28 protein-coding genes are annotated in these 26,980 nt (G+C 37.6%); 4 read left to right on the forward strand and 24 right to left on the reverse strand.

All coding sequences use genetic code 11. From position 1 onward, the window contains the following. Window positions 1-268 precede the first annotated feature (268 nt). From BUC06_RS01230 to mraZ, 15 genes are all read right to left on the reverse strand, one after another. Window positions 269-715 (reverse strand): GatB/YqeY domain-containing protein, encoded by a 447-nt coding sequence (locus BUC06_RS01230; protein WP_073328646.1) that lies wholly within the window; start codon window positions 713-715, stop codon window positions 269-271. A gap of 90 nt (window positions 716-805) precedes the next feature. Continuing rightward, window positions 806-2,728: a cell division protein FtsZ gene (ftsZ, locus tag BUC06_RS01235; RefSeq protein ID WP_073328648.1), complete on the reverse strand. Its 1,923-nt coding sequence runs from the start codon at window positions 2,726-2,728 to the stop codon at window positions 806-808. 121 nt (window positions 2,729-2,849) lie between these two features. Next, window positions 2,850-4,235, reverse strand: coding sequence for a cell division protein FtsA (gene ftsA / locus BUC06_RS01240; RefSeq protein WP_073328650.1), 1,386 nt, complete (start codon window positions 4,233-4,235; stop codon window positions 2,850-2,852). 114 nt (window positions 4,236-4,349) lie between these two features. Beyond that, window positions 4,350-5,315, reverse strand: coding sequence for a cell division protein FtsQ/DivIB (locus BUC06_RS01245; RefSeq protein WP_073328652.1), 966 nt, complete (start codon window positions 5,313-5,315; stop codon window positions 4,350-4,352). 84 nt (window positions 5,316-5,399) lie between these two features. Beyond that, window positions 5,400-6,773: a UDP-N-acetylmuramate--L-alanine ligase gene (gene murC / locus BUC06_RS01250; protein WP_073328655.1), complete on the reverse strand. Its 1,374-nt coding sequence runs from the start codon at window positions 6,771-6,773 to the stop codon at window positions 5,400-5,402. Window positions 6,774-6,834: 61 nt separating this feature from the next. Continuing rightward, window positions 6,835-7,944 carry an undecaprenyldiphospho-muramoylpentapeptide beta-N-acetylglucosaminyltransferase gene (murG, locus tag BUC06_RS01255; RefSeq protein ID WP_073328657.1) on the reverse strand — a complete coding sequence of 370 codons (1,110 nt, stop codon included), beginning with the start codon at window positions 7,942-7,944 and terminating at the stop codon, window positions 6,835-6,837. A gap of 67 nt (window positions 7,945-8,011) precedes the next feature. After that, window positions 8,012-9,250, reverse strand: coding sequence for an FtsW/RodA/SpoVE family cell cycle protein (locus tag BUC06_RS01260; RefSeq protein ID WP_073328660.1), 1,239 nt, complete (start codon window positions 9,248-9,250; stop codon window positions 8,012-8,014). A 70-nt stretch (window positions 9,251-9,320) separates the two neighbouring features. Further along, the gene (murD, locus tag BUC06_RS01265) at window positions 9,321-10,646 is read right to left on the reverse strand and encodes a UDP-N-acetylmuramoyl-L-alanine--D-glutamate ligase (RefSeq protein ID WP_073328662.1); all 1,326 of its coding nucleotides are present in this window, start codon (window positions 10,644-10,646) and stop codon (window positions 9,321-9,323) included. A gap of 84 nt (window positions 10,647-10,730) precedes the next feature. Then, window positions 10,731-11,972 (reverse strand): phospho-N-acetylmuramoyl-pentapeptide-transferase, encoded by a 1,242-nt coding sequence (mraY, locus tag BUC06_RS01270; protein WP_073328665.1) that lies wholly within the window; start codon window positions 11,970-11,972, stop codon window positions 10,731-10,733. A 40-nt stretch (window positions 11,973-12,012) separates the two neighbouring features. After that, complete coding sequence (locus BUC06_RS01275; RefSeq protein WP_228423597.1) at window positions 12,013-12,393, reverse strand: four helix bundle protein; 381 nt, start codon at window positions 12,391-12,393, stop codon at window positions 12,013-12,015. Window positions 12,394-12,440: 47 nt separating this feature from the next. Continuing rightward, window positions 12,441-13,901: a UDP-N-acetylmuramoyl-L-alanyl-D-glutamate--2,6-diaminopimelate ligase gene (locus tag BUC06_RS01280; protein ID WP_073328667.1), complete on the reverse strand. Its 1,461-nt coding sequence runs from the start codon at window positions 13,899-13,901 to the stop codon at window positions 12,441-12,443. A gap of 65 nt (window positions 13,902-13,966) precedes the next feature. Beyond that, on the reverse strand, window positions 13,967-15,958 hold the full coding sequence (locus BUC06_RS01285; RefSeq protein WP_073328670.1) for a penicillin-binding transpeptidase domain-containing protein: 1,992 nt from the start codon (window positions 15,956-15,958) through the stop codon (window positions 13,967-13,969). Then, window positions 15,942-16,307, reverse strand: coding sequence for an FtsL-like putative cell division protein (locus BUC06_RS01290; protein WP_034701184.1), 366 nt, complete (start codon window positions 16,305-16,307; stop codon window positions 15,942-15,944). Before BUC06_RS01290 ends, BUC06_RS01285 begins: the two co-directional genes overlap by 17 nt. Before the next feature lie 93 nt (window positions 16,308-16,400). Further along, window positions 16,401-17,294 (reverse strand): 16S rRNA (cytosine(1402)-N(4))-methyltransferase RsmH, encoded by an 894-nt coding sequence (rsmH, locus tag BUC06_RS01295; RefSeq protein ID WP_073328672.1) that lies wholly within the window; start codon window positions 17,292-17,294, stop codon window positions 16,401-16,403. A gap of 43 nt (window positions 17,295-17,337) precedes the next feature. Continuing rightward, a complete protein-coding gene (mraZ, locus tag BUC06_RS01300) occupies window positions 17,338-17,796 on the reverse strand; it encodes a division/cell wall cluster transcriptional repressor MraZ (protein WP_073328675.1) in 459 nt (152 codons plus the stop codon). A gap of 272 nt (window positions 17,797-18,068) precedes the next feature. Between mraZ and BUC06_RS01305 the strand changes: the two genes are divergently transcribed. The 3 genes from BUC06_RS01305 to BUC06_RS01315 all read left to right on the forward strand — a co-directional run bounded on the left by BUC06_RS01305 (window position 18,069) and on the right by BUC06_RS01315 (window position 19,959). Next, window positions 18,069-18,830, forward strand: coding sequence for an alpha/beta fold hydrolase (locus BUC06_RS01305; RefSeq protein ID WP_073328678.1), 762 nt, complete (start codon window positions 18,069-18,071; stop codon window positions 18,828-18,830). A gap of 65 nt (window positions 18,831-18,895) precedes the next feature. Continuing rightward, window positions 18,896-19,519 carry a ribosome biogenesis GTP-binding protein YihA/YsxC gene (gene yihA, locus BUC06_RS01310; RefSeq protein ID WP_073328680.1) on the forward strand — a complete coding sequence of 208 codons (624 nt, stop codon included), beginning with the start codon at window positions 18,896-18,898 and terminating at the stop codon, window positions 19,517-19,519. Beyond that, window positions 19,519-19,959: a GNAT family N-acetyltransferase gene (locus BUC06_RS01315; protein ID WP_073328683.1), complete on the forward strand. Its 441-nt coding sequence runs from the start codon at window positions 19,519-19,521 to the stop codon at window positions 19,957-19,959. The genes yihA and BUC06_RS01315 overlap by 1 nt, the downstream gene beginning before the upstream one ends. Window positions 19,960-20,024: 65 nt before the next feature. Here the strand turns inward: BUC06_RS01315 and BUC06_RS01320 are convergent, their stop codons facing one another. The 8 genes from BUC06_RS01320 to BUC06_RS01355 all read right to left on the reverse strand — a co-directional run bounded on the left by BUC06_RS01320 (window position 20,025) and on the right by BUC06_RS01355 (window position 25,136). Continuing rightward, window positions 20,025-20,408 (reverse strand): DUF6232 family protein, encoded by a 384-nt coding sequence (locus BUC06_RS01320; RefSeq protein WP_073328685.1) that lies wholly within the window; start codon window positions 20,406-20,408, stop codon window positions 20,025-20,027. A gap of 13 nt (window positions 20,409-20,421) precedes the next feature. After that, window positions 20,422-20,718, reverse strand: coding sequence for a hypothetical protein (locus tag BUC06_RS01325; RefSeq protein WP_073328688.1), 297 nt, complete (start codon window positions 20,716-20,718; stop codon window positions 20,422-20,424). A 44-nt stretch (window positions 20,719-20,762) separates the two neighbouring features. Then, window positions 20,763-21,830 (reverse strand): type I restriction endonuclease, encoded by a 1,068-nt coding sequence (locus tag BUC06_RS01330; RefSeq protein WP_073328691.1) that lies wholly within the window; start codon window positions 21,828-21,830, stop codon window positions 20,763-20,765. An 11-nt stretch (window positions 21,831-21,841) separates the two neighbouring features. Then, the gene (locus tag BUC06_RS01335) at window positions 21,842-22,174 is read right to left on the reverse strand and encodes a YegP family protein (protein WP_073329113.1); all 333 of its coding nucleotides are present in this window, start codon (window positions 22,172-22,174) and stop codon (window positions 21,842-21,844) included. Window positions 22,175-22,183: 9 nt separating this feature from the next. Then, a complete protein-coding gene (locus tag BUC06_RS01340; RefSeq protein ID WP_073328693.1) occupies window positions 22,184-22,390 on the reverse strand; it encodes a hypothetical protein in 207 nt (68 codons plus the stop codon). Between the two features lie 128 nt (window positions 22,391-22,518). After that, entirely contained in the window at window positions 22,519-23,184 is a 666-nt protein-coding gene (locus BUC06_RS01345; protein WP_073328696.1) for a response regulator, read from the reverse strand. Window positions 23,185-23,199: 15 nt separating this feature from the next. Next, window positions 23,200-24,831 carry a tetratricopeptide repeat-containing sensor histidine kinase gene (locus BUC06_RS01350; protein ID WP_073328698.1) on the reverse strand — a complete coding sequence of 544 codons (1,632 nt, stop codon included), beginning with the start codon at window positions 24,829-24,831 and terminating at the stop codon, window positions 23,200-23,202. 77 nt (window positions 24,832-24,908) lie between these two features. Further along, entirely contained in the window at window positions 24,909-25,136 is a 228-nt protein-coding gene (locus BUC06_RS01355; RefSeq protein WP_139263254.1) for a hypothetical protein, read from the reverse strand. A 380-nt stretch (window positions 25,137-25,516) separates the two neighbouring features. On the opposite strand from BUC06_RS01355, the gene BUC06_RS01365 reads away from it, so the two are divergent. Beyond that, window positions 25,517-26,371, forward strand: coding sequence for a hypothetical protein (locus BUC06_RS01365; RefSeq protein ID WP_073328706.1), 855 nt, complete (start codon window positions 25,517-25,519; stop codon window positions 26,369-26,371). Window positions 26,372-26,420: 49 nt separating this feature from the next. On the opposite strand, the gene msrA is transcribed toward BUC06_RS01365, so the two are convergent. Beyond that, entirely contained in the window at window positions 26,421-26,975 is a 555-nt protein-coding gene (gene msrA / locus BUC06_RS01370) for a peptide-methionine (S)-S-oxide reductase MsrA (protein ID WP_073328708.1), read from the reverse strand. Between the last annotated feature and the right edge of the window lie 5 nt (window positions 26,976-26,980).

Genomic DNA, 26,980 nt, shown 5'->3' on the forward strand with positions numbered 1-26,980 from the left:
ATGAAGTAAAATTATGAATAACAAGAATTATTTATTAAATTTGAAATGATTCTGAAAAACAAACGACCATGAAAAAAACATTTACTGCTTTCCCTCGAGCGTTCCAATTATTTAATACGGCATGATGACGTAGTTGAATAACCACTTATTTAGTTTTGAATGATGATAAACTGAATTAATAATTATGAATATCCAAAAATGAATCCCGGAACGTGAACGCTCCGGGATTCTTTAATCAAATCGATATGCAAAGGTTGGATATCCTGTTTTATGAAAGAAGCTTTTTAGCCATCTCGGAAATACTTTTTCCGTCTGACTTTCCTGCTAATGCTTTTGAAGCAGCTCCCATTACCTTTCCTAGGTCTTTGGCAGACTCAGCTCCGGTTTGGGAAATAATATTCTTAATTTCTGTTTCCAGTTCTTCCGGGCTCAGTTGCTTAGGCAGAAACTGTTCAATTACTTTCGATTGTGCCTCTTCTACTTCTGCAAGGTCATTTCTTCCCTGGGCTGTAAACTGTTCGAAAGAGTCTTTACGCTGCTTGATCATTCTCTGAAGAATGGCAATTTCCTGTTCAACAGAAACTTCAGCACCTCTAGCTTCCGTTTTTAGATTTAAAATCTGAGCTTTTACAGCTCTCAGAGAATCCAGAGCAACTCTGTCTTTTTCTCTCATCGCTGTTTTAATCGCTTCGCTTATGGTATTTTCTAAACTCATGGTATATAATTTATCAATGTAAAAGTGTATCAATGTACCAATTTGAACAAGCAATTGTTACACTGTTAAATTGATACATTGTTACATTATTTAGTCAACATCTTTATTTAAAAATCTGTTTTCTCTTACCTGCATAGATCCATTGTTGTCAGACAGATAGGTGTTGATATTCTGGTCTGATGCGTTGTTTCCGTCGATAGAGATATTCTTTCTTTTGAAAGCCGGAACAGATTCGAATTCGCTGGTACTGTCAAAACTTTGGTAGCGTGAGTTGAATTCTTTTAATTTATTTCTTCTCTCCACAATTCTTTCCTGATCAACTGCTTTATTCACAAAAGTGAATTCTGATTCTGCAGATTTTGGCGTTTGAATTTCTGTTTTTTCTTCAAAAGCAGGCTTTGTTTCAGCTTTTGGTTCTTCATATCTTGTCTGGAAGATGGCTTCAGCTGCCTGAACAGGAATTTCAGTTACTGCACCGGCAGGAGCGGTAAACTCTGCTTTGGGTTGTCCGTAATCTGTTTTAGGCTCGTTGGATGAAGGCTGATTGTTGACAAAGAAACTGAACTCAACAGGTTTTTCGTTTGAGAAAGCATTCGTAGCCGGTGAAGATGGAGTATCGTCTTTTCTGGAATCAAAGTCAAATTTGAAAGATTCAATTTCCAGATCATTTGGATCTTCTCCTTCTTCATCATAAGAGAATAAGCTGTAAGACTCTTCTTCCTGTTCTTCTTCATTTCTCCAGTCACGAGAAGCGTTGTTAGGCGTATCTTGTTCTTTATCAAAGAATTTTATTTCTGTTTTAATCTGCTCTTCCTCAATAATCATTTTTTTTTCAGAAGACTTCATCCCGAATTGCGGAGCATCGCTGTCCTCATCATCCAGTCTGAATGTGTGCTTTCCGCCGAATTCACGGTTTGTTTCAGAAGTTGTTTCTCTTTCTTCTCTTGTTTTAAAAGGAGAGGTTTTTGGAGCATCAAAACTGTCATTCAGACTGATTCTGATCTTCTCAGTAGGACCCGCAAATCTTTTGCTGTCGTTTGAAAAACCTGTAGCGATGACAAGAACGCTTACAGAATCTCCCAATTCTTCATCAGCACCGACTCCGAAAATAATATCTGCGGTATTTCCTGCTTCTTTCTGGATGTGGTCCATAATAACCCCGATCTCATCCATGGTTACTTCTTCAGCACCACTTCTGATCAATAGAAGAACGTTTTTAGCACCGGTGATCTTGTTGTCATTCAACAACGGAGAATCCAGTGCCTTTTTAACTGCTTCTTCGGCTTTGTTTTCTCCAGAGGCAATTCCTGTAGACATCAGGGCTGTCCCAGAGTTCTGAAGTACAGATTTAGCATCTCTAAAGTCAATGTTTACATCAAAATAACCGGTAATAACTTCTGCCATTCCTTTGGCGGCATTGGTTAAAACTTCATCGGCTTTTGAGAATCCCTGTTTAAATCCAAGGTTTCCGAACTGCTGTCTCAGTTTATCGTTATTGATCACAATCAGTGAGTCAACATTATTTCTTAGTTTTTCAAGACCAATCTCGGCTTGTTCAAGTCTTCTTTTACCTTCAAAGCTGAAAGGAACGGTAACAATACCTACCGTCAGAATTCCCATATCTTTAGCTACCTTGGCAATGACCGGAGCTGCTCCGGTACCTGTACCACCGCCCATTCCGGCTGTGATGAATACCATCTTGGTATTCTGGCCCATGCACGCTTTGATGTCTTCGATGCTTTCAATAGCCGATTTTTCTCCTACTTCAGGATCTGCTCCTGCCCCCAATCCTTCAGTAATGGTGGTACCAAGCTGTACTTTATTGGCAACGGGGTTATTATCTAAAGTCTGGGCATCTGTATTACAGACCACGAAATCTACTCCGTAAATTCCTTTTTCGTACATGTGCTTCAATGCGTTGTTTCCACCGCCTCCTACACCGATTACTTTTATAATGGATGAATTTCCTTTTGGCAAATCAAATGAAAATCCTTGTGTATCTATATTTTCCATAACTATGCTTTTTATAATTGACGATTGATGAATGATAATTGATGAGTGATAAAGGGCTCGATGCAATAAGCGGTCTGCTTTTTATTTATCAATTATCAATAATCTTCTATCATTTATATTTTTACTCTACTTCTTCAAAGAATTTTTTTACTTTTTCCATAAGCGACTGCCCGAACGTGAGCTTCGCTCTTCTGTTTTCCTGCTGCTGGGTAACAACGGCCTGTTGCTCCTGAACTGTAGCTGTCGGCTGAATTGGCTGAATTGTTTCTGTCTGTACTTCAGCAGTTTCTGCTTTAGCAATTTCTTCTTCTACGAGCTCTTCAGCTTCAGCCCCCTGCTTTTTGTCCCGAATCTTTAAACTCTCCATCAGCAAGCCGATTGAAGTAGCAAATTCCGGGCCTTTCAGGTACTGGTTTTTATCGTTGGCAATATATTCATTGGCAAAACCAATTCTGCTGTCAAAACCTGTGGTATAATTGGCCAGCTGACGAAGGTGTTTCAAGTTGGATCCGCCTCCTGTAAGGACAATCCCTGCGATCAGCTTTTTCTTTTGCTCAAATGCTCCGTAGGCTTTTAATTCGGTGTTAACCATTTCCAGAATTTCTTCTACTCTGGCATTGATGATCTGTGCCAGGGTTTTAAGAGAAATTTCCTTGTCCGGTCTTCCGTGAAGTCCAGGAATGGTAACAAATGTACTGTCTTTTTCCAATTCCGGAACAGCAGAACCGAATTTTACTTTCAGTTGTTCTGCGTGTTTCTCAATGATGGAACATCCTTCTTTGATATCTTCCGTAATAATACCGCCTCCGTAAGGGATTACGCAGGTATGGCGAATGATATTGTCTTTGAAGATAGCAATATCTGTAGTACCGCCTCCTATATCTACAATAGCAACGCCGGCTTCTTTTTCTTCTTTGGTCAGTACGGCTTCTGAAGATGCCAGAGGTTCAAGCGTAAGGGCTTCCATTTCAAGGCCTGCTTCTCTTACACATCTTGCGATGTTTCGGATGCTGCCCATTTGACCTACTACCACGTGAAAATTGGCCTCTAAGCGTTTTCCATGCATTCCAACGGGCTCCTGTATTTCGCCCTCGGAATCCACTTTATACTCCTGGGGAAGGACATGGATGATTTCTTCTCCGGGAAGCATGACCAGTTTCTTTACCTGATCCTTGAGTGCTTCGATGTCGTCGTCTGTAATAAATTTGTCCGGATGCTCACGCATAATATAGTCGGAATGCTGGAGAGAACGGATGTGTTTTCCTGCAATACCTACCGTAACTTTACGGATGGGAACTCCTGCGCTGGATTGTGCTTCAGAAACGGCGGCCTTGATTGAATTAATGGTTTGTGAAATATTATTCACAATCCCTTTATGAACTCCAAGACTTTTGGCCTTCCCGACCCCGAGAATTTCTATCTTCCCGTGTGCATTCCTCCTTCCGACTATCGCGACAATTTTCGTTGTCCCGATGTCCAGACCTACTGAATACTCTTGATTTTCCATTTTATGTCGATTTGATTTTTTTCTACTTTTTCATGTCAGGGAACGTGTCCCGTTTTTTTAATCAAACTGGATGTTATCCAATTATATGCTAAATTGTCCCTTTGGGACTCTTTGTTATTCTATTTTTACTTTTGCTTTAGGCTTTGCAGCTGCGGGCTTTTTCTCTGTTTTTTTAGTTTCCTTTGGTTTGGCGGTCGTTTTTGGTTTTATTTTTTCCTTCGGTTTTACAGAAGGGGCTTTTGCTTTTTTAGTTTCTGCCATTTTAGGCATGGCTTCCGGTTTTTTGGCTACGGTCAGCAACGGGGCCTTTGCCAGTTCCAGATTTCCTGCTTTCAGAATACTGTCGTTTTCTTTGAAATAAGGATTTAAAGTCGTTACAATCTGGTTCTGGTATTTTACAGAGACCATGCTGTACTTTTGGGGGTCCTGGAATACCAGATATTTTTCTACAAAAGTTTTTAAACCTTTTACCTTAAACTCTATATTGTCTAGATCTCCTATTTCCACCTTATAATTTCCATCACTGGTCAGAAGATTATAATCGCCTTTGCTTTTTGAAATTCCTATAAAAAACTTTTTGCTGAAATCATCTTTATCAATTTTTTCAACCAGTTCTGCCAGCTTTTCATATTCATCCGGTTTTACATCTCCGGTTACCAGCATACATGGGTGAGAATAGGTCCTGGAAATAGGAAATTCAGTTCCTTTTTCATCCACATAAAAGTCTCTACCGTCTTTATTTAATCTGAATACAGGGACTCTCTGTTTGATATCCAGATAGAGTTTCCCGTTCAGGTTCAAATAGACATTGGCACTGTCTACCGCGGGAAGAGAATTAATTTTCTTTTCAAGTACGGGAATATTCAGGTCTCCCACTTTTCCGGAAGGGTTTTCTTTTTTTACAATTTCCCGGATATCTTTTTCATCAATGAAATAGACCGGAGTTTTTTCATTCATTTTTACAGAAATCTTATTGTCCGTAATCTTCTGGCCGCTGAATCTCTTCAATGAGAAACTCAGCAGTAATCCGAGGATGATCACTGTGACAGCAATTTTTAATATTCTGTATTTATTTTTCATAATTTTTGTACAATGTAAAAAGTACAGTGTACTATTGTATTTTAATTAGTTACTTTATTAAATGGTCTCTGTGCATTGTATTTTTTACCTTTTACTTTGTACAGAAGAATTTATCCACTCACAAATAGGATCATACAGGGTGTCAATATTTCCTGCGCCTACGGTAAGAAGGATGTCAAAATCTTTTTCTTTTATTTTTTCAAAAGCACCGGATAGTTCGGATTTCTCTTTTTTCTCTAAAGTCACCTTTTCTAATAACCAGTCAGACGTTATTCCTTCAAAATTTTCCTGAAGTTCTCTTGCAGGATAAATGTCGAGAAGGATAAGCTCATCCGATTGGCTCAGGCTTTCTGCAAATCCATCAGCAAAATCTCTTGTTCTGCTGAAAAGATGGGGCTGAAAGACCACCAAGAGTTTTTTATCAGGGTAAAATGTTCTGATAGAGCTCACAACCGCATTGATTTCTGTTGGGTGATGGGCATAGTCATCGATATAAATTTTACCGTTTGGATAAATATGTTTGGTATATCTTCTTTTAATTCCTTTAAAATTGGCAATAGCCTTTTTCAGTGTTTCAAAATCTACGCCTAAATTGTGAAGAATAGCCAAAGCTGCCGTTGCATTTTCTACATTATGGATTCCCGGAATTTCCCACACAAAATCTTTGACGGTTTCAGAAGGAGTATGGAAATCAAAATAGATTTTATCATGATCCATACGCAGGTTGTCTGAATAGTAATCTGCTTCTTCATTGACGGCATAGGTCTGATGTGCTCTGCCGATATCCAATCCTTTTCTTACGAATAACTGTTGGTCATTCGGAACAAGAGCTGCAAATTGCTTGAACCCTTCTTCAATATGGCTTTTATCGCCATAAATATCCAGATGGTCTGCATCGGTGGAAGTTACCACAGCCCAGTCCGGAGAAAGGCTCAGGAAGCTTCTGTCGTATTCATCTGCTTCTACTACGGAATATTCTGTTCCATTGTACAGGAAGTTTGATTTAAAATTTTCAGAAATCCCTCCCAAAAAGCATGAAAATGGAAGATCAGCCTCTTTGCAAAGGTGAGAAACCAATGTAGAAGTTGTTGTTTTCCCATGGGTTCCTGCGACGGCAATACAGTCTGTGTTTTCTGTAATAAGACCTAAAACCTTCGCCCTTTTTAAAACTTCAAACTGATTTTGATTGAAATAATCTAAAATTCCCAAAGTTTTAATGGCAGGCGTGTAGATGACCAGCGTATTTTCTTTTTGAAGTGTGGTTATTTTTTCGTCAATATGATCTTCAAAAACAATATCAATTCCTTCTTGCATCAGGAGGGTGGTAAGCTTGGTATTGGTTTTATCATACCCCAGCACTTTTTTGCCCGAAGCATGGAAATAACGTGCTAATGCACTCATTCCAATACCTCCGATTCCTACGAAGTAATAATTTTGATATGTGTCTAAAATGTTCATTCTTTTTGTATTAATGTATGATGTACAATGTATTGATGTATGTTTTTGTCGTTAATACATTCTACACTGTACTTTTTACAGTTTTAAATATCTCATCTACAATCTCTTTCGCCGCATTAGGTTTGGCAAAATATTCGAGGTTATGAGACATTTCATTTCTTAAACTTTCACTGCTGCAGATCTCTTCCAGTGTATTCCAGAATTTTTCCTGCATTTCAGAGTCTTTTACCATTCTGGCTGCATTTTTTTCAACCAGATTCATGGCATTTTTAGTCTGGTGATCTTCTGCCGCAAACGGAAAGGGTACCAGAAGAACAGGTTTCTTCGCTACTGCCAGCTCTGAAATGGCAATGGCCCCTGCTCTTGAAACAATGATGTCTGCTGCGGAGTAGGCCGTTTCCATGTCTTTGATGAATTCATGGATCTGGATGTTTCTGCTTTCAGAGTCTTTTGTTTCTTCTACGATGTCTTTATAATCAAGCTTTCCTGTCTGCCAGATCAGCTGATAATCATTTTTTACAAGTTCGTTTAGATGAGATCTCCACGCATTGTTTAATGTTCTGGAACCTAAAGAACCGCCTACGGAAAGAATGGTAAGTTTATCTTTACTTAATCCCATTTTTTCTTTTGCCTGTGCTGTTTCTGTCATTCCTGTGATGATATTCTCACGAATAGGGTTCCCCAGGAATTTTATTTTTTCAGCAGGAAAGCCTTCTACTTTCGGATAGGCTGTGAAAACTGCTTTTGCCTTTTTGCTCAAAATTTTATTGGTCACTCCGGCATGGGCATTCTGCTCCTGAATAAAGATAGGAATTCCCAGTTTGCTTGCTTCATACAAAGCGGGTCCGCTTGCAAAACCTCCTGTCCCTACTGCAAAATCCGGAGAGAAATTTCTAATAATCTTTTTCGATTTAGATAAACTTTTCAAAATTTTGAAAGGCAGTCCTAAATTCGACAGCATATTTCCTCTGTCGATTCCGGCAATATCAATTCCTTCAATTTTATAACCTGCCTGCGGAACTTTTTCCATTTCCATTTTTCCGTTGGCGCCAATGAACAAAAATTCGGTATCAGGAAATCTTTTTTTGATTTCGTCTGCAATGGCGATAGCCGGGAAGATATGTCCTCCTGTTCCGCCGCCTGATAATACTACTTTTAGTTTTTGGTTCATTTTCTTTTTATGTTGATATTTTGATAGGACTGCGTCCTATTTTGTTAAATCGTCCCGTTGGGACTCTTTAGGCGATATCATTAATTTCTGCTATACTCTGTTTTTTGCCCATTCCTTCTTCATCGTATATCTGTATCCTTGAGCTTATATTTAAAATAATTCCAAGCTGGAGGTAAGTGACCAGCATGGAGGTTCCTCCGTAACTTATCAATGGCAGTGGCTGTCCTGTTACCGGGATCAGATTGACCGCTACTGCAATATTCACCGCAAGCTGTATAAAGATCATCACCCCGAGACTGAGTACGAGGAGCGAGCCGAAAAAGGCGGGCATTTTACTGGCAATCATCACAATTCTGATCATCATAATAAGATAGAGACAGATCAGAAATGCAGCACCAATAAGCCCATATTCTTCTACAATCACTGCAAAAATAAAGTCGGAGGCGGATTGCGGAAGCATTTGTTTTAATGCACTTTTCCCAGGCCCCATTCCGGTAATTCCACCGTGAACAATGGCGGCTTTTGCCTGCATGACCTGGTAGTTTTTAGCTTTTACGCTTTCGTCATCTACATCCGTTGATTTTGCTTTGCTGGAGGTAAATGTTTCAATACGGCTCATCCATGTATGAACACGGTTGCCGCCTATCAGATTGGTGTTTAATGCGACAATCAGGAAGAAAACAATGGCTACAAAGGAGGAAGAGATAAATCCTGCGATGTATTTCCAGTGAAGCTGTCCTATGATCAGGACAATGACAGAAACCATCAGGATCATCAGGGCTGTTGAGCCATTATCCTTTGCTACCAAAACAAACACCAGCAGGATGGGCCCGAAGATGTACATAATGTTTTCAATAGGAAGTCTTTCCCGTGTTATTTTCTTGGTCAGATATCTGCAGAGATAAATGATCAGCATTAAAAAGGCAAATGAGGATGGCTGGAATGAGATGGGAGTTCCGGGAATTTTCAGCCATCTTGAAGCACTGGCTCCATCAATCGTCTGTCCCGTAAACATGGTGACTACAAGCAAGACAATCATTAAACCGAGCAGAATACTGCTGAGCTTTCCGATATACTCGTATTTGACCATTCCTACAACTCTCATGATGACCAAACCTAAGACCACAAAGAACATATGTTTGATAACGTGACCGGTAGTGGTCCCGTTATTAACAATATATTCCAGATTTGAACTTGCAGAATATACAGGGAAAATAGAGAAAATGGAGATCACTAGGATGACCATCCAAAGTACTTTATCGCCCTTTAGCAATTCAATTCTGTTATCTGTGTTCTGTTCGTCCATATTTTTTGTATTCACGTAAAATGTATGTTGTACAATGTACTTTTTACATCCGACATTTTACTTTTTACATTTACTTTAATACTTGCTCTTTAAACTGTTTTCCTCTGTCTTCATAGCTTTTGAACAGGTCAAAACTTGCGCAGCATGGGGATAGTAAAACGGTATCTCCGTTTTTGGCCAGTGACTTTGATATTTTCACGGCTTCTTCCATGCTTGAAGTATCATAAATGAATTCTTTTTTGTCTTTAAAGAAATCTATGATCTTCGAATTGTCTATTCCCAAGCAAACAATGGCTTTTACTTTTCTTTTCACGAGATCCTCAATCTCTGAATAGTCGTTTCCTTTATCTAATCCTCCTACGATCCAAACCGTTGGAGTTTTCATGCTTTCTAAGGCATAGTAGGTAGCGTTTACATTCGTTGCTTTGCTGTCGTTGATGTATTTTACACCATCGGTTTCTGTCACGAATTCGAGTCTGTGCTCTACCGCCTGGAATGTCATCAGAGAGTTTCTGATGCTTTCGTTGTTGATTTCCAGTATTTTACCTGCTATTGAAGCTGCTAAGCTATTGGCAATGTTGTGATTTCCAAGAAGAGAAAGCTTATCGATCTTCATGGAAAACTCATCTTTCATTTTTACGACGATCTGATCACCATCAATGAAACCACCTTCAGTCAATTTTTCTTTTGTAGAGAAGGGAATCATCTTCGCTTTTATTTCAAGCTTTTCAAGGATATTTTTGCTCATTTCATCATCTTTGTTGTAGATGAAGAAATTATCATTTTCCTGATTTTCAGCAATTCTGAATTTAGCTAAAGCATATTCTTCATAATTGTAATTGTACTGATCGAGATGATCCTGAGAAAGGTTCAACAACAGGGAAATGTAAGGTCTGAAGTTCTGAATATCATCCAGCTGGAAAGAACTTACTTCCAAAACATAATACTCATGATTCTCGTCAGCCACCTGTTTGGCAAAGCTGTATCCTATATTTCCTCCCAATCCTACATTCAGTCCGTCATTTTTCAGGATGTGGTAGATCAGGGAAGTTGTTGTTGTTTTTCCGTTGCTTCCTGTGATCGCGATGATTTTGGCATCGGTAAATTCTGAAGCAAATTCAATTTCAGAGGAAATTCTGATTCCTTTTTCATGAATTTTATGGATGATGTCTGCCTTTTTGGGAATTCCCGGGCTTTTCACGATCCATTCGGCCTCTAAAATTCTTTCTTCGTTGTGGTTTCCTTCTTCAAACTCAATTTCATTTTCGGCTAAAAACTGCTTATAGTTATCCTTAATAGCTCCCTTGTCTGAAAGAAAAACCTCCAGACCTTGTTTTTTCGCTAAATAGGCAGCTCCGCATCCGCTCTCTCCACCTCCTAAAACAACTATTTTCATATTTATTCTTTTGTAAAATGTATAATGTATAATGTATTAATGTAATTTGGTCTTGTTTTAATACTTGATACTTTACACAAAGTTTTATCTCATTTTTAATGTGATCAGGCATACAATAGCCAGCACTACACCGATGATGATCATTCTGTTCACGATTTTGCTTTCGTGAAAACCTCCTTTCTGATAGTGGTGGTGTAATGGGGACATTCTAAAAAATCTATTATTCTGAGCGTATTCCAGCCCGTATTTTCTTTTTCTGTATTTGAAAACAACGACCTGTAGCATTACCGATACGTTTTCAATCAGAAAGATTCCGCATAAAACAGGAATCAAAAGTTCTTTTCTTAGAATGATGGCTAAAACAGCAATCACTCCTCCAAGCATTAAACTTCCCGTATCGCCCATAAAAACCTGGGCTGGATAGGTATTGTACCAGAAGAAACCGATCACTGCACCTACCATGGCGACCGCAAAAATGGTGGTTTCCCCCATATTCGGAAGGAACATGATATTGAGGTAATCCGCAAAAATAATGTTCCCGGAAAGGTAGGCGAACAGCGCCAGGGTAAGCAGTATAATGGCACTGGTTCCTGCAGCGAGCCCATCGATTCCGTCTGTGATATTAGCTCCGTTTGAAACGGCTGTCACGATGAAAATAACGATTGGGATAAAGACAATCCATGCCCACTCATGGGCATCTTTATCATTCATCCAAAATAAAATTCCACTGTAATCGAACTCATTGTTTTTGGCAAACGGAACGGTAGAAACAGTGATCTTCTCTGTGGGCATGAAGTTCTGTTCTACATTGTTTCTGTTCACCACTTTTGCATCTGCATATTTTCTTTTAACCGTAATGTCAGGGTGGAAATACATTGTTACTCCGACAATTAGCCCTAATCCGACCTGGCCTACAATTTTAAATTTTCCGCTCAGCCCGTCTTTATTCTTCTTTATTTTCTTTAAATAATCATCTACGAAACCTATAGCGCCCATCCATATCATGGAAACCAGCAGCAGAACGATGTAGACATTGGTGATCCTTGTAAAGAGCAGCACCGGAATGATGGTGGCAATGATAATGATCAGTCCACCCATGGTAGGAGTTCCTTCTTTCTGCTTTTGTCCGTCTAATCCAAGATCACGCACCAGCTCACCCATTTGTTTTGCTCTCAGGTAATTGATAATCCTTTTTCCGTAAACCAGGGCAATGACAAGAGAAAACAGCACGGCTATTCCTGCACGGAAAGAAATGTATTTCAGCATTCCCAATCCCGGTATGTGGATTCCCTGACTGGTTAGATATTCGTATAGATAGTATAGCATGTCCTTTTTTTTAATTTAAAAATTTAATTTATTTAAAGATTTAAAGATGGGGTTTCTCCATATTTTCACTTAAATACTTAATAAAGTTTGAAATATTAGAAGAAACTTCCCGTGAAAGATTAATGATTTCCTCTGCTTTATTTTCATCTCCTAATTTTAATCTTTTACTTACAATCATCATACTTCTAACTTCGGCACAACTGCCTTTTGCAATTTTTAAATATTTAATAAATTGTCTGTTATTATTATATTCTGAGCCTTCAGCAATATTGTTGGATATTGAAAATCCGGCTCTTTTTATTTGGTTATTAAATTCAAATTCTTTTTCTAAATTTTCGCTTCTGATAAACTGATAAACTTTTTCAATAAGATCTAAACTCTTGATATAAACCGGAAAATTTTCAAAATTTTTAGCCATCATCAAATTTTTAAATCTTTAAATGAATTAAATTTTTCAATCTTACTTTTTTATTTACTCATTAACTTCCAAAGTTCGATGATCGTTTCTTTGTCGTCAAAGTGATGTTTCACACCATTCATGTCCTGATAGGTTTCATGTCCTTTTCCGGCTACTAAAACAATATCTTTTGGCTCTGCAAACTTGATCGCCATTTTGATGGCTTCTCTTCTGTCCGGAATTGAAGTGTATTTGCTGAAATTCTGAGATTCAACACCGGCTTCAATTTCTTTGATGATCTGTGCGGGATCTTCCGTTCTCGGATTGTCTGAAGTGATGATTGCCAGTGTAGATTTTCTGGTGGCAATATTTCCCATTTCAGGTCTTTTGGAGTGATCTCTATCTCCTCCGCATCCGAAAACTGTAATCAGTCTTTCGTTTTTGGTTCTGATATCATTGATGCTGTCCAGAATGTTTTCTAAAGCATCCGGAGTGTGTGCATAATCTACGATAAAGAATATTCCGCCATCAGATTTGAAGGTTTCAAATCTTCCTGAGACTCTTTTTAGCTTACTGATCGCCTGTAAAATTTCGTCCTGCTCAAAACCTAGTTCTGATGCAATTCCGAAAACCAGCAGTAGATTATAAACATTGAACCTTCCCGTTAATGTCGTCCAGAATTCTTTTCCGTTGAAATTCAACAGCATCCCGTTGAAGTCAATTTCTAAAGATTTTCCGTGGTAATCTGCCATCGTTTTCAGGGCATAAGATTTTTTCTTTGCCTTGGTATTCTGAAGCATGACCATTCCGTTTTTGTCATCCACATTTGTTATGGCTACGGCATTGTCTTCAAGTCCATCGAAAAATCTTTTTTTCGTTTTCAGATATTCATTGAATGTTTTATGATAATCCAGGTGATCGTGGGTAAGGTTAGTGAATCCTGCGATTTTAAAATGCAGACCTTCAATTCTGTTCTGCGCAATTCCATGGGAGCTTACTTCCATAAAAGCGAATTCACAACCTTTTTCAACCGCCTGGGCTAAAATTTTATTGATGGTAATCACATCCGGAGTGGTATGTGTAGCTGGAATAATTTCATCTGCAATTCTGATTTCCACTGTGGAAAGCAATGCTGAATCATAACCTAAATTTTGGAATACATCAAAAAGAAGGGTAGATACTGATGTTTTTCCATTGGTTCCGGTAACGCCTATCAATTTAAGTTTCTGAGATGGGTTTCCGTAAAAGTTGGATGCCAGATGTCCCAAAGTCTTAGATGAATCTTTCACCTTTATGTAGGTTACATTTCCATCCATTGTTTCAGGGAATTCTTCACAAACAACTGCTTTTGCACCTTTTTCAACAGATGATGCAATGTATGAATGTCCGTCTGCAACGGTTCCTCTCACTGCAACGTAGAGTGAGTTTTCCGTGATCTTTCTGCTGTCGAAAACCAATTCTGAAACCTCACGGGCATCGTCGCCGTGAATTTCTAAAACTGGGATTCTTTTTAATAATTCTGTTATTATCATTTTTTATCAATAGGATTTCATCCTATCCGTTATTAAATCGTCCCTTCGGGACTTGGTTTTCTATTTTAATTTTGCAGAGACAAATAAATTCTCTGGTTCTTGCTGATGATGGTGCCTTCCAGCGGGAATTGTTCTTTGATCCGGCCAACCCCTTTAAAATCGACTCTATATCCTAAGTTTTCCAGTTGGGGGATGATGTTCTTACCGATCATTCCGACTACGCTTGGCATTTGCTTATTATTGACGGCTATTTTTACATTAGGTTCAATCAATTTATTGAGGTTTACCTTTCTGTCTACAAGCATTTCTTTTTCAATATTCTGAGGTGTTTTCAGGAATGTTTTTCCTGCAATCTCTTTAAACACCGGTGCTGAAACGGTTCCTCCATAAAAGCTTTTCGCGGTATTGGGCTCACTGATCATCACATAACAGGTGTATTTTGGGTTATCAGCCGGATAGAATCCTGCGAAAGAAGCCCTGTACTTCATGGGACCAGGAAGCCAGTATTCAAATCTTGCCGTTCCAGTCTTTCCCGCCATTTTCAGGTTGGGGGTAAAGATGCTTCGTCCTGTTCCTTTTTCTACGGCTTTGGTCAGTGCGCTGGTCATCATTTTAATGGCTTTTTCTGAGGCCATTTTATTGACGATTACTTCCGGTTTTGCGCTGTACATCACTTTTCCGTCTTTCATGATCTTATCGATGAATAGAGGTTTAAGCATTTTACCGCCGTTAGCAACCCCGTTGTAGAAGGTTGTTAACTGTAATAGGTTGATGTTTGATGAGTATCCGTAAGAAATAGAAGCTAAGGTGGCTGCGTTCCATCTCTTGTTCTGTGGGGTTACGATCTTCGGTTTTGTAATTCCGGGAAGTTCGATATCCATTTTATCAAACAATTTCCATCTTTTCAGGTGGTCCAGAAAAATCTGTGGTTTTTCTGCGTAATATTTTGTGATGAGTTTTGCTGTTCCTACGTTACTTGATTTCGCCAAAACATCACTAATATCATACGTTCCTCCACCATGACCGTCTGAAATTCTTTGTTTGGCATAAGTCCAGACTCCGTTCCCAACATTTACGGTTGTATTTTCGTCAATAAAACCGTCGTCCATTGCTGCCAGGAGTGAAATGGTCTTAAAGGTAGACCCCGGCTCGATATTATCTTTTATGGCATAATTGTAAGAATCTTCGTAATCGCCATCTTCATTTTTTCTTAAATTAACCAATGCCCGAACCTTTCCTGTTTCCACTTCCATTACAATCACGGTTCCGTGTTTTGCTTCATAAGTGATGAGTTGCTTTTCTAGAGCAGAGTGTGCAATGTCCTGAATTCTAAGGTCTAAGGTGGTGTAGACATCTTCCCCGTCTACCGGTTCTTTTACTTTCCAGTAATCGATCGGTTTCCATTGTGAGGAGTTGATTCTTTGTTCCAATCTTTTTCCGTCGGTTCCGGTAAGATATTTTGAAAAAGCACCTTCAAGGCCGGCTCTAACTTCGCCATTATCCATACCAATGGTTCCGGCTCCGATCTCTGAAGTAGCGAGTTCCCGCTTATAATTTCGGTCTACGATAAAACCTCCTTTGTTTTTTCCTCTTTTAAAAATGGGAAAGTTTCTTATTCTGTCGTATTCGTCAAAATCAAGACCTTTAACTAAAGTATAGTACTGGTTTTTCTTTTTCTTCTGTTCGTCAAATTTCTTTCTGAATTCTCCTCTGGATTTTCCGAACATTTTGCTTAGAGAATCGGTCAGCGCACCAATGTTATTGCTGTAGATCGTATCCTTCATTGTTTTGAAATCAAGATAGATGTCATAGCGCATTACGGTAGTAGCCAGTATAGATCCGTCTGATGCGAAAAGGTTTCCACGGGCAGCCTTTAAAGTAGCTTCGCGATAGTTTTTATTAATGTAATCGTCTTTAATCTCTTGAACATTAGTGTTTTGCAAGACTACTATTCTGGTAAGAAATAGCACAAATACGCACAGGACTCCTACTGCGAAGAGGTAGCCCCACCTTAACGTTTTTTTACGTTTGCTATCGTATTCATTTTGTTTTTGCATCTGTACTGTCTAGTTTTATTAGCAGTTTATGAGGATGGTTTTCCAAAGTCATCAGTGAGTCCTTTGCTACTTCCTTCCCCAGTTGCGATTCCATTTTTACTTTGATCAGCTTACTCTGGGCGTAAGCATTTCTCGATTTGTATTCTTCTGTTTCTTCTTTTAAAGCATTGACAATTTTAATTTTCTTGTTGACGAGATGATTGCTATAGATCATCGCCATCATGAGAATGAACAACAATAAAAAATATTTGTAATGAGTTTTGATCTCATCACGGTTTAGAAAGTTTCCTTTTATAATGTCTATAAAAGTGAGCTTCTTCTGAGGGCGGTTTGTTGTTCTTTTTGCCAAAGTTATTTATGTCAATTTGTTTACAGTGAATTCACTTCTTTCGTCAATTGTTTATAAGTTTCAAATTCACGATTGGCTATTCACCATTCACTTCTACACTTTTATTCCTGTTCTCATCTTAGCACTTCTTGCTCTTGAATTTTCTTCAATCTCCTTATCATCGGGGATGATGGCTTTACTTTTAAGGAGTTCAAATACTTTCTTATAATTTCCGTAGATGTCTCTTTGCTGCTCTCCTTCGAACATTCCGTTTTTCAGGAATCTTTTGACCAATCGGTCTTCTAATGAATGGTAAGAAATCACAACAAGTCTTCCTTCCGGTTTTAAGACATTGTAAGCCTGAACCAGCATTTCTTTCAAGGCTTCAAGTTCCTGATTAACTTCTATTCTTATGGCCTGAAAAAGCTGGGCATAGAATTTATTCACTTTATGAGGCGGAAGGTAGCTGAAAAGCTTTTTCAGGTCCTCAGTAGTGTTGATGCTTTTTGTTTTTCTGTGATGAACAATATCTCTAGCAAGTTTTCTTGCTTCTCTCAATTCACCGTAGTAATAAAATATATCGGCAAGTTCCGTTTCTTCATATTCATTAATCACTTTTTTGGCATCAAGAGTCTGCATGACGTTCATTCTCATGTCCAGAGGTGCATTGTTTCTTGTGGAAAAGCCTCTTTCTGCTTCATCAAACTGGTGAGATGAAACACCAAGGTCTGCCAGTACACCGTCAACCTGAGAAATACCATACATCAGCATAGCATTTTCCAGAAATCTGAAATTCTGATTAACCAGCGTAAATCTGGGATCCTCAATGGTATTTTTAAGGGCATCCAGATCCTGGTCAAAACTGAAAAGTTTTCCTTTCTCTGAAAGCCTGCTTAGGATTTCTCTTGAGTGGCCTCCTCCTCCAAAAGTGCAGTCCACGTATATTCCGTCAGGATTCGTCACCAAATCATCAACGCTCTGCTTCAATAAAACGGGGTTGTGGTACATACTTAATTGTGTTTTTTACTTTGCTTTTTACAGCAAGCGCGGTTTATTCTTCATCTAAAGAGCCCATCACATCTTCAGCAAGGCTGGCAAAATCAGCTTCATTGGTAGAAATCACCTTTTCATAGGCTTCTTTGTCCCAAATTTCAAAAAGCTCTCCTGCGCTTGTAATAACAGTGTCTTTCTGAAGGTTTGCAAAATGAACCAGATCTTTTGAGATCTGAAGTCTTCCTGCATTGTCCAGCTCTACTGTTTTTACACCTGCCGTAAACATTCGAATGAAATCAGCATTCTTTTTAATGAATCTGTTTAGTTTATTTATTTTGCCCATCAGTTTGTCCCATGCATTCATGGGATAGACCTCGAGGCAAGGTTGGAACACAGATCTCTTGACTACAAATGCCTTATCGTCGAAGTTTTCCATCTGATTGATCAGGGAGGAGGGAACTTTTAACCGGCCTTTGTCGTCAATTTTACACTCATATGTTCCAATGAAACTTTTCATTTGGGACAAATTTATATAATAATTTCCAAAATTTCCCACTTTTTCCCACTTTTTGACTTAATGTTAATAAGTTTTATCAAAGATTGAATTTAAAAGGGGTAAGTGTTTGATATATTGCGGATTGTAAAAAGTGTTATTTAGGCCATAGCAAAGAGGTTTTGAAAAAAGTAAAGAAAAAGGATGATATTATATTATTTTTACTTTAAATTAGGGTAATCAAAAATTTTTTGAGGTTTAATTTGTATTTTTGCAGAGCTTTATTAAGGCATTTTATGATATTTAGTACAAAAAAAGAAAAGAAATATACTTTTATAGAGGCGGGAGAAGGACATCCATTGGTGCTGTTGCACGGTTTAATGGGTGGTTTGAGTAATTTCGATAAGATGGTAGATTTTTTTTCGGAAAGGGGGTTCAAGGTATATGTTCCTCAGTTGCCTATCTACGATCTGCCGGTACTCAATACTAATCTTACTACTCTAGCAAAGTATATTATCAAGTTTATCGAGAGTCATATGACTGAACCTGTCACCATCGTTGGAAATTCCATGGGTGGACATGTAGGATTGATCATGACTTTAGCAAGACCTGACCTGGTTAAGAATCTTGTTTTAACGGGGAGCTCGGGGTTGTATGAAAGAACTTTCGGAGATAGTTTTCCTAGAAAAAATGACCGTTCTTATATAAGGAAGAAGACAGAAGAGGTTTTCTATGATCCTGCTATTGCGACAGAAGCCCTTGTAGACGAGGTTTTTTCTGTAGTAAATGATAGGATGAAAGGAATAAAAACCGTCATGTTGGCAAGAAGCGCTATCAAACACAATATGTTGCATGACCTTCCTAAGATTACCACACCAACGTGTCTGATCTGGGGAAGACAGGATAACGTAACGCCTCCTGAAGTAGCTGAAGATATGAACAAGTTTATTCCAAATTCAGATCTTTTCTGGATCGAGAAATGCGGACATGCTGCGATGATGGAAAAGCCTGACGAATTCAATGAAATTCTGTACAGCTGGTTAAAAGATAAAGTTTAAAACAAATAATAATAAACCATTAAGAGCTTTTCTTAGTGGTTTGTTTTTCTAAAAAATAGTCAAAAATGGTTATAAAAACGGCAGAATTTGTAAAAAGTAGTGGGAAATGGCAGGAATGTCCTGAACCTACGATGCCTGAGTATGCTTTTATCGGAAGGTCGAATGTTGGAAAATCCTCATTGATCAATGCAATGATGAATCACAAGGACTTGGCAAAAACTTCAGGAACTCCAGGGAAAACTCAGCTGATCAATCATTTTTTAGTGAATGAAAACTGGTATCTGACGGATTTACCGGGTTATGGATATGCAAAGGTTTCAAAATCGATCAGAAAGGATTTTGAAAAACTGATCACCAATTATATTCTGAACAGAAGAAATCTGGTGAATCTTTTTGTTTTGGTGGATTCAAGACATACGCCACAAAAGATAGATCTGGAATTTATCCAGTGGTGCGGAGAAAGTGGAATTCCATTTTCGATTGTTTTCACTAAGGCAGATAAGCTGAAGCCTAATGTTACCCTTCAAAATGTAGAAAATTATAAAAATGAATTGCATAAAACGTGGGCTGACCTGCCTGAATTGTATGTGACTTCTGCGGAAAAGAAAACCGGGGGTGATGAGATCCTGAATTTCATCCAGACCACGAATGAATTTTTGAAAAATAATAGTGTAAGTTTTGAGGAATAATGATCTGGAAAATTAAAACCTTTGATGAGTTTACGGTTCCTGAGCTGTATGCCATTTTAAAGGCCCGGATTGATGTTTTTGTGATCGAACAGAACTGTCCTTATCCTGACCTTGATAATTACGACCAGAAAGGAATTCATATCTGGGCTGAAGAAGACGGGCAAATTCTTGCTTACTGTCGTGTGTTTGATAAAGGAGTCAAATATGAGGAAACTTCTTTCGGAAGAGTACTTACCACAGAGAAGGCGAGAGGAAAAAATATTGGCAGACAACTGATTAGATATGCCGTAGAAACGATCGAAAACCGTTTCCACACTTCTGAAATTAAGATTTCAGCACAGGATTATTTATTAAGATTTTATTCCGAATTCGGATTTATAGATACCGGGAAAAAATATCTGGAAGATGATATTCCCCACACGGAAATGATCAGAAAATAAAAAAGCGAAGAGAAATCTTCGCTTTTTCTATATATGATGAGTGTTTTAGTTTTTTTAGAATTTGTTTAACCTCTATGTATAATTGCTTGATTTAAGGCATTTACAATCTTTTGAATATAAATTTTATCTTTAGAAATAATACTATTGGCTTCTCCGGAATTTGTACTGATCCTTACTGCATATTCATTCTTTGTTAAAAATAGAATTACAGCACCTATTACTGCGAAGATCGTCCCAACGATTCTGGTATCACCTGAGAAAAGTAATAAAATACCTATAACGATCAGTATTAAAGGAAATCTTCTACTTTTAATGATTTCAAAAACATGTACAGAAGATATATTTCTCATTGCATAGGTCTTTGACTGGGTTACATATCGAGATTGTGTAACGATAACATTTATATCTTTATAAAATGTTGTTTCGCCTGTTGATTGTAAGTTTTCCATAGTCTTGAGTTATTTAGTTACAGCCGGAACAGTATGATCTGTCTACATATTGTTTACTGCTTCCTGTATAATAATAGCACCCTCCTCTTGAACCAACGTAGAGTTGATTTCCATTATAAGTACATCCTCTGTTCTGTGCATAGGATTTTGATCTTTTGGAGCTGGAGCTGCTTTTGTTCTTTTTAGATTTTTTCTTTTGTTTTTTAGATGATACTTCTGTTTTGGAAGCAGTATTATTTACTGTTGCTGTGAAGCTTGCCGGAAGGAGTAAACCTGTTGCCAAGAGGACTGTGAATAGTAGTTTTTTCATGACGTAATTGTTTTTATATAATAAAAGTTTTCATGGTTATGAGTTTAATAGTTCTCTAATGTTTTGAGTAGCTGTTCTCTGAAGTTGTATATTTCGTCAAGATTATTCAACTGTACTTTTTCGCCTGCTTCTTTACCGTTGTGGAATGTTTCCAAATATTTGTTGGTCGTATTAAAATGGAAACGACAGAGAGGCTTTCTGTTGTTATCATCCAATAAAACTCCGAAGTACGATAAAGTATCTCTGTGGGCAATTCTTTGGGATGGGACTTTCTCTCTCAAAATTGCTTTGACAATCTGGAAGGCTTCCAGTTCTTCTTCGGTGGTTACAATTTTGGAATCATTATTTTCATCAATAGGCTGAGTGGTTTTTATCCCTTCCTCCTGTTTTTCAATCTGTTCATTAATACTTAGAGCGGATTTCAGCCTGAAACTGATGGATTCATTGATAGAGGTTGTTAAAGCCTTTTTGGTGTATTCCTTAAAAGAAACCATTCGGCTTGCCGTTATAGACTTTTCGAAGAATCTACTGACCAATAATTTCACCATTTCATCGGAAGGGGTTTCAATTTCTTTTTCAAATTCTTTCCTGATCGCCTTGATGTACTTTAAGGCTTCGGCTGAATCTAAAATACTTTCAAGATTGTAATCCTTTTTGGTAAAACTTTCAAGGATTTTGATCGAGCTGTCTTTTAGGTCTTCAATATTGATGGTAAAAAAAGGCTTTTCATCCATAATATTGGGCTTTTCCAGGTCGGTATAGAAATTATAGACAATCCCGTTGGTCAACACACCAAACCGTGTTTTTGAAACATGATAATACCGGTGAAGCTGAGAATTGTGTGCATCAGCATTTTCTTTCCAGTGCTTGCATTCTATAATAAAAATGGGCTCGTCATTGTGCTTGATTACATAATCTACTTTTTCTCCCTTTTTGGTTCCGATGTCACAAATATGTTCCGGAATAACTTCCGTCGGATTAAAGATATCATACCCTAAAATCTGTATAAAAGGCATTACAAAAGCATTTTTTGTTGCTTCTTCCGTACTGATCTGGTCTTTCAGGCCGACTACTTTCTGGTGTAACTGTTCAAGTTTAATTTTGAGATCCATAGTATTGTTTTTTAAAGAGTTTCGTCAACGATTTCAGCGGTAGGAGCATTTGTTTTCACTGATGAAATCCCGACTTCCATGGAAGGTTTGGAACTGTAGTATTGGCTTTTACCAATGATTTCTCCGTTTCTTGCTTTTAATACAAAGTAATCCTTCTCGTTCTTGGCAACTCTTCTATCGTATCTCGAGTCCTCCTGAGAATTGATCTTTACAGATTCAATGCCTTTTAGACAAGATGCTTTCTGAACGTAGCCTTCGCTGGTTAAAATAATTTCGCCATTGCCGGCTTTTAAATTAAATTGATACTCGCTGTTGACTCTTTTTGTGATGACAAATTTTTCCATAACCATTACTTAGCTAGTGTGACATTCGTTTGAACATGTTTTACATCCATTGGATTGATAATATGTTTTCTTGGATTCTTTTACAGCATCTTTACAAGAAGAGTATTCTCCCAGATATTTTCTATTAGCAGGATCAGGGAGATATCTGCAATCTTCATGATGAACTTCATGATCTCCGTTACTTTGTGCCTTTTTGTTTACGTAATACTTTTTCATATTATTTATTTTAAATGTTTTAACATTTCAAAAGTAGAACGATTAGAAAATGAATCCTTACGGGAATCCGTAAAAAGAAAAAACCTTCCAAGAATTTGAAAGGTTGTATATCCTATGTAAAAACAAGATTAAATAATTCCCAGGTCTTTGCAGAAGGCAACCAGCTGTTCATTACTTGCTACATTGAGGTTTTCTTTTAGATTGTTCAGTCTTTTCTCAACACTGCTCAGGCTATTAGGCTTGATATTATTATTCTGAAGATAGGTGGGGATATTTTTTTGTAATACTCCCTGAGAAAGAAGGGAAACGAGTGTAATGTCATACGACGTAAACTCATAGCTGTTGAGTTTTTTCACTTCCTGTTTAAGGTCAAGTGAGAGGTAGTTTTCATTGACGTATACGGAAGCGATTGCTTTTTTGAGATCTTTGGAATCATTTCGGGCTTTGCGTACAAATCCATTGATCTTATAGTCGTTAAAAAGAGAGTCTATCACTCCTGATTTATGTTCTCCGGAAAAAACAATCACTTTGACAGAAGGGATTAATTCCCGTACTTCAAGGATCAGGTCCTTTCCTTCTTTGATGGTTTGTTCGCGGTGATCCTCTTCGAAAGAGAGATCGGTGATCAATAAATCATAGTGGTCATTCTCGCGAATGGACTTTTTTACTTTAGCGACTGCATCATCACAGTAATACACATAATCAGCATGGGAGATATTGAGATCTTCCAATGTTTTTTGTACAGAAATACTGCTGCTTTCGTGGTCTTCGGCTATTAAAATTTTTTTGAACATTCTTTAGGTCTTTTTTTAAGAAACAGGAAATGAAATTGTAATCTTCAGTCCTTTTTCGGATTTATTGTCAAAAATAATTTCTCCACAGATAGCGGCAATACGGGTTCCCGTATTGGTGAGGCCATTTTTGTAGATCAAATCTCCTGGAATTCCGATTCCGTCGTCTGTATACTGTATTTTGACAAGGTTATCAGTTCTTTCAAATTTAAAAATAACACGCGACGCCTGGCTGTGTTTTTTCATATTAACCATCAACTCACGGATAATCTGAAAAACATCTTCAAATGAGGATGGCGAAACTCCATTCCATATTTCGCTTTCATTTCCTACGATATAAGTGTGGGTTGTATCATTTTTAAAAGAAGCAATAAGGCTGGATATTCTATCTTTATTGTCCTTTGTATAATGTTCAGGATCAGGATCAGGTTTTTCGTAGGAAATGTCTCTGGATTTCTCGTAGACAAATTCCAGTTCGTCCAGAGCTTCTTCTTTATCAAAATGTTCCTGATTTTCTATTTTGGTCATCACCTGGTAGATACCGTTGGCTACAACGTCGTGGACTTTTTTTGAGATTCTTAATTGGTCATTTTTTATCTTTAATTCATTTTCTTGTTTCACTCTCTTTTTTCTTTTTCTATACCAAAAATAAGCCCCGATTAAAAGGGCTGATAAAGTACCTATACCAATATTTCTTTTTAAGAGCTCAACTTCATTTTCAACTATTTTCTTTTTCTTTTTCTCTACATCATATCTTATTGTAGCAAATTGGTTTTTAGCTTTACTTCTTGCAACCTGTACGGCATCATTAAGTTCCTGGAATTTTTCAAAACACACCAGATAGTTTTCAGGATCTAAATTGATTATTTTTTGTAATGCTTGTAACTGATCCTCCAAGCTATTATTTTTTTCCGCAGTATTTAACATTTTGTATGCATAGTATAATGCCTTACTCTTGTCTTTATAGAAAAAATAATTGGATAGCGTGGCATAGCTTGAATTTTCATCGTTTCCATTTTTCAGTCTTATTTCGAGAGCTTTATGAAATTCGGGAAGAGGATTGTAATTTTGATTTTCATAATATTTTGCCCGGGCCATATTATTAATAAACATTGCATATTTTAAACTGTTTGTGGTTGGCAGGGCAAGTTTTATACTTTCCTGAGCTTCTTTATACTTTCCTAATGTTATCAGTGCAGCTCCCAGATTATTATGGTACATATAATTATTCTCTTTATCATCAGAGTATTGAAGTGCGCGCTTATAGTACTCTATAGTTTCATCAAAACTGTAAAGATAGGATGAGCAGATTGCCATATTGTTAAAGCTGGAGGCTAATATTCGTCGGCTTAAGCTATCTTCATTTTTCTCAAGACATCGATTGGCTTCAAGAGAAGTTTCGATACTTCCATAATAATCTCCTTGATTTTCTTGAAGAATGGCCATATTTACTAATGATCTTGATCCTTCGATAGAATCGTTTGCTTCAAAATATAAATTTTTAGAGAGATTGTAATAATAGAAAGAGGAGCCTGTTGTATCTGCTTTTGCTTTATCAAAGTATGCTTTCGCAGCAGCAATTTTTTCAGATTTATTATTATTGCACGAAAAAAGGAAGATTGATAAAATGATGAGAAAAAACGTTTTCATGGAATTTGGTTTTTCCTACAAAGTAAAAAAAAAGAACAGATTATACAATCTGCTCTTTTAAAATTGATATGTTAAACTTATGGTTGTGTTGAAAAGGGAGGTGTTTGTCCTGTGTTTCCTCCTGTATTTCCTCCGTTTCCATGGCCGTTCCCATTCCCATTTCCTGTTCCGTCTCCGGTTTCTGGATTTTCTCCCAGATTGATAAGCTGTGCTGTTGCTTGTCCTTGATTGTTAGTACATGTTGCCGTGTTGGCATTATTATTTGAGAATGCTAAACCAAATAGCATTAATATAATCTCGATCATCTTCTTAAAATTTAAAATTTGAGCATTTCTGTAGTTGCCAGTGAAACCGATCACGGGTAGAGCTACACGAATAAAAAATTTGAAGCGCTTCTAAATTTTTGGGAAGTGAACCTTCAAAAACGGAGGAGAAACATCTGCTTCCCAACCCGGAGTTTTCCTCCGTTTTATCTGGTGTTTTTTGAAATCAGTTTCGTATTTTTGTTTTTGTAATGTTTTGTTTGTCACTGATTTCTATGGCAAAGATGCGGCAAATGATGAAGCAGATGTTAGACAAAACATGGACATCGATAGACAGGAAATGGACAGGGATTTCATTGCGGAAACCCGTAATGCGACATGGTCGAAAATCACCTATTTTGTAATTATTTTAAAAACTAATTATGTCCAAAATAAAACTACTTATTCATGAGGTTTTCAAACAGGCACGGGAAGAATCTGATAAGGACACTAAAAATGGTCTTGCTTCCTACTTATGGCTCTATTTTAAAGAAGATTTAGGTTTTGAAATCACCGATAAAAGCTTTGCGAGATATTACGATGCTTATATATTGGGAGGGAAAGAGATTCAGATTCAGTCGGATAGGCTAGATAAGATGAGTGAGTACGTTGGTTTTAGGAATTTTTCTGATTTTTCCAGAACTTTTGTTAAAAATGATGAAAGTTCCAATAAAACAACTGTTAAAATAAGTGTGGATAAAGACGAAGAAACACTGACGGAAAAGTTATCTAACATTATCATCAATATTACCAATGAGCAGCATTTCAAAATGCCTGATTTTATGAAACAGAATGGCTTAGGGATCATGGAGATGGCATTGCTTTTATGTCTCGTCACAGGCAATGTGGTTTTCTCTAATAGTAAGAAGATATCGAATGGCTCTTCGTTTCCATCAAGCTTTATGTCTGGTTTACAAGCGGGTACAGATAAAAAATATATGTATTGGGGTGGGGAAAGATATATTGCTACGGATAGTAGCTTTATCAGACCTGGATTGGAAGTAAAGGCCATGAACGAGCATGTATTTCTGCATTTTAGAAAGATCAAAAGAAAAGATACTCTGACAGAGGCTAATGCTCTTGGAAAAACTTGGTATTCAAAGTTCTATGGAAATGTTGAATTCTTTACAGATGATGGGGTAGATCCTGAAAATGGGAGGGAATTGAGAAAATCAACCTCCACGATTATTTATAAATATGCAGGAAAGCCAAAAGACTCGGTAGAGGTTGAAGAATAATTTAGACACAAAAAAGCGAACATCCACCAGATATTCGCTTTTATATTTTTTATGCCTCATTCAGCATTCCCAGTCCTCCAAAATGTTTTTTAAACTTCTGGATCTTCGGACCTACTACGGCACTACAGTAAGGTTGGTTCGGATTCACGTTATAATACCCCTGATGGTACTGCTCTGCAGGCCAGAACTTCTCAAACCGGGTAACTTCAGTAACGTATGTTCCGGGCCATTTTCCTGAAGCTTCAGAGGTTTTCAGAGCTTCTTCCGCTTTAGCCTTTTCAGCATCGTCTTTATAGTAAATAACGGAACGGTATTGTGTTCCGATGTCATTCCCCTGTCTGTTCAGTTGCGTAGGATCGTGAAGGAAGAAGAATACATCCATCAGCTGTGCATAAGAAATGATCTTTGGATCAAATGTAATCTGTACTACTTCTGCATGTCCGGTTTCTCCGGTGCAGACTTCTTCATAGGTAGGATTGTCTTTGTGTCCTCCTGAATATCCTGAGATAGCAGAATGCACTCCTTTAAGCATATTGAAACAGCTTTCCACGCACCAGAAGCATCCGCCTCCGAAAGTGATCTGTTCTAAATTATTATTATCCATTGTTC

Origin of the sequence: Chryseobacterium carnipullorum (genome assembly GCF_900142785.1) — a bacterium.
GTDB classification, from domain to species: Bacteria; Bacteroidota; Bacteroidia; order Flavobacteriales; family Weeksellaceae; genus Chryseobacterium; species Chryseobacterium carnipullorum.

Bases quoted from the DNA above. Each gene is read 5' to 3' on its own strand.
- BUC06_RS01230 (WP_073328646.1), bottom strand. From the start codon at position 715: ATGAGTTTAGAAAATACCATAAGCGAAGCGATTAAAACAGCGATGAGA.
- ftsZ (WP_073328648.1), bottom strand. From the start codon at position 2,728: ATGGAAAATATAGATACACAAGGATTTTCATTTGATTTGCCAAAAGGA.
- ftsA (WP_073328650.1), bottom strand. From the start codon at position 4,235: ATGGAAAATCAAGAGTATTCAGTAGGTCTGGACATCGGGACAACGAAA.
- BUC06_RS01245 (WP_073328652.1), bottom strand. From the start codon at position 5,315: ATGAAAAATAAATACAGAATATTAAAAATTGCTGTCACAGTGATCATC.
- murC (WP_073328655.1), bottom strand. From the start codon at position 6,773: ATGAACATTTTAGACACATATCAAAATTATTACTTCGTAGGAATCGGA.
- murG (WP_073328657.1), bottom strand. From the start codon at position 7,944: ATGAACCAAAAACTAAAAGTAGTATTATCAGGCGGCGGAACAGGAGGA.
- BUC06_RS01260 (WP_073328660.1), bottom strand. From the start codon at position 9,250: ATGGACGAACAGAACACAGATAACAGAATTGAATTGCTAAAGGGCGAT.
- murD (WP_073328662.1), bottom strand. From the start codon at position 10,646: ATGAAAATAGTTGTTTTAGGAGGTGGAGAGAGCGGATGCGGAGCTGCC.
- mraY (WP_073328665.1), bottom strand. From the start codon at position 11,972: ATGCTATACTATCTATACGAATATCTAACCAGTCAGGGAATCCACATA.
- BUC06_RS01275 (WP_228423597.1), bottom strand. From the start codon at position 12,393: ATGATGGCTAAAAATTTTGAAAATTTTCCGGTTTATATCAAGAGTTTA.
- BUC06_RS01280 (WP_073328667.1), bottom strand. From the start codon at position 13,901: ATGATAATAACAGAATTATTAAAAAGAATCCCAGTTTTAGAAATTCAC.
- BUC06_RS01285 (WP_073328670.1), bottom strand. From the start codon at position 15,958: ATGCAAAAACAAAATGAATACGATAGCAAACGTAAAAAAACGTTAAGG.
- rsmH (WP_073328672.1), bottom strand. From the start codon at position 17,294: ATGTACCACAACCCCGTTTTATTGAAGCAGAGCGTTGATGATTTGGTG.
- mraZ (WP_073328675.1), bottom strand. From the start codon at position 17,796: ATGAAAAGTTTCATTGGAACATATGAGTGTAAAATTGACGACAAAGGC.
- BUC06_RS01305 (WP_073328678.1), top strand. From the start codon at position 18,069: ATGATATTTAGTACAAAAAAAGAAAAGAAATATACTTTTATAGAGGCG.
- yihA (WP_073328680.1), top strand. From the start codon at position 18,896: ATGGTTATAAAAACGGCAGAATTTGTAAAAAGTAGTGGGAAATGGCAG.
- BUC06_RS01315 (WP_073328683.1), top strand. From the start codon at position 19,519: ATGATCTGGAAAATTAAAACCTTTGATGAGTTTACGGTTCCTGAGCTG.
- BUC06_RS01320 (WP_073328685.1), bottom strand. From the start codon at position 20,408: ATGGAAAACTTACAATCAACAGGCGAAACAACATTTTATAAAGATATA.
- BUC06_RS01325 (WP_073328688.1), bottom strand. From the start codon at position 20,718: ATGAAAAAACTACTATTCACAGTCCTCTTGGCAACAGGTTTACTCCTT.
- BUC06_RS01330 (WP_073328691.1), bottom strand. From the start codon at position 21,830: ATGGATCTCAAAATTAAACTTGAACAGTTACACCAGAAAGTAGTCGGC.
- BUC06_RS01335 (WP_073329113.1), bottom strand. From the start codon at position 22,174: ATGGAAAAATTTGTCATCACAAAAAGAGTCAACAGCGAGTATCAATTT.
- BUC06_RS01340 (WP_073328693.1), bottom strand. From the start codon at position 22,390: ATGAAAAAGTATTACGTAAACAAAAAGGCACAAAGTAACGGAGATCAT.
- BUC06_RS01345 (WP_073328696.1), bottom strand. From the start codon at position 23,184: ATGTTCAAAAAAATTTTAATAGCCGAAGACCACGAAAGCAGCAGTATT.
- BUC06_RS01350 (WP_073328698.1), bottom strand. From the start codon at position 24,831: ATGAAAACGTTTTTTCTCATCATTTTATCAATCTTCCTTTTTTCGTGC.
- BUC06_RS01355 (WP_139263254.1), bottom strand. From the start codon at position 25,136: ATGATCGAGATTATATTAATGCTATTTGGTTTAGCATTCTCAAATAAT.
- BUC06_RS01365 (WP_073328706.1), top strand. From the start codon at position 25,517: ATGTCCAAAATAAAACTACTTATTCATGAGGTTTTCAAACAGGCACGG.
- msrA (WP_073328708.1), bottom strand. From the start codon at position 26,975: ATGGATAATAATAATTTAGAACAGATCACTTTCGGAGGCGGATGCTTC.